Genomic DNA, 813 nt, shown 5'->3' with positions numbered 1-813 from the left:
CTATCGCTACGAGCGCGTCGCCCGACACAAAAGGCGCAGCAGCGCCGGGGATCGCGCGCTGCTGGAACTCGGCGTGGCCGGACCGGTGCTGGCGCTGGAGTGCGGTCATTTCGCCGGCGAGCGGCCGTTCGCGCATGAACAGCGGCTGATCAATCTCACCGCCGTGCCCGAGGCAGCGGACGAGGAATTCGTGGCCACCGCACCAGGACCATGGCTGATTGGCCGCGTGCCGTGGAGCGAAGCCGAGCACCGGATTCGCGCTGTCGCCGCCGACAGGCATATCGCGGCTGCACTCGATATAGAAACCGGTGCGCCCTGCTTGGTGGTCGAGCGACGGACGTGGAGCGCCGAGCACCCGGTCACCCATGTGCGCTTCACCTACGCGGCCGAGAGCCACACGCTGGTGGCGAGGTTCAGGCCGCAGGGGTGAGGCTGATCTCCCCCCACGTGGGGGGAGATTGGCAGCTTCAACGCCTCAAATCGCAGCGGTAATAATAATCTCGACCAGATATTCCGGGGCGGCGAGCTTTGCTTCGCCGGTGGCGCGGGCTGGCGTGTTGCCCTGCGGCACCCACTTGTCCCATTCCGCGTTCATCTCGGCAAAGGTGCTCATGTCGGCCAGCCAGATGATCGCCTGCAGGATCTTGGTCTTGTCGGAGCCAGCCTTGGCCAGCAATTCGTCGACAGCCGCCAGGATGTCCCTGGTCTGCGAAGCGACATTGCCGGTTGGCTGGCCGACCTGACCAGCCAGATAGACGGTATTGCCATGGATGACGATCTGGCTCATGCGCGGGCCGACATCGATGCGACGAA

2 protein-coding genes are annotated in these 813 nt (G+C 65.2%); one reads left to right on the top strand and one right to left on the bottom strand.

What is annotated here, in order from left to right; translation table 11 throughout:
- On the top strand, positions 1 to 430 hold a 430-nt coding region (locus tag EN884_RS37475; RefSeq protein ID WP_128361205.1), incomplete at its 5' end, for a UTRA domain-containing protein.
- Positions 431 to 475: 45 nt separating this feature from the next.
- On the opposite strand, the gene EN884_RS37470 is transcribed toward EN884_RS37475, so the two are convergent.
- A partial coding sequence (locus tag EN884_RS37470; RefSeq protein WP_164895493.1) for a RidA family protein occupies positions 476 to 813 on the bottom strand: 338 nt, incomplete at its 5' end.

The organism is Mesorhizobium sp. M7A.F.Ca.AU.001.01.1.1, assembly GCF_004022735.1.
Taxonomy (GTDB): Bacteria; Pseudomonadota; Alphaproteobacteria; order Rhizobiales; family Rhizobiaceae; genus Mesorhizobium; species Mesorhizobium ciceri.
The sequence above is the reverse complement of the archived record's forward strand: the minus strand, read 5'-3'. Positions and strand labels throughout refer to the sequence as shown.